This is a genomic window from Flavobacterium sp. GNP010 (assembly GCF_056428945.1).
The window spans coordinates 1-424 of the sequence record NZ_JBWJVK010000145.1 but is presented as its reverse complement, the minus strand read 5'-3'; the positions used below and the strand labels follow the sequence as shown (position 1 = coordinate 424).

Below are 424 nucleotides of genomic sequence, written 5' to 3'. Positions count from 1 at the left end.
TTACTTCATCAATCGCATCCACCGTTGTTGGTACACTTACCGTTCCAGTAGTTGCACCCGCAGGAACAAGTACATCAACATTTGTAGTCGTGTAATCCGCACTTCCAGCCGTACCATTAGTCAATACAAAAGTATAGGTAATAGCTTGATCAGAAGGGTTGCTCAAGCTGAATTCAAACACAGCAGGACTTCCTTCGGTAGCCGAAGCAGGAGTGATCGTGGCTACAGTTGGAGCCGCATCATTATCAGTAATAGTAACAGTTGCAGATTGAGTACCTAATTCTGTTGCACAACCTCCAGTTACATTGTCAATATTTGCAATAACCGTTTCTGGCCCTTCATTAATGTTATCATCAATAGGAGTAATGGTTACTGTACCAGTTGTTAATCCCGAAGGTATAGTAATGGTTGTACTACTTGCAGT

1 protein-coding gene is annotated in these 424 nt (G+C 42.2%); it reads right to left on the bottom strand.

Annotated elements, in window-relative coordinates; all coding sequences use genetic code 11:
- A partial coding sequence (locus AC061C_RS15905) for a Calx-beta domain-containing protein (RefSeq protein ID WP_478291984.1) occupies window positions 1-424 on the bottom strand: 424 nt, incomplete at both ends.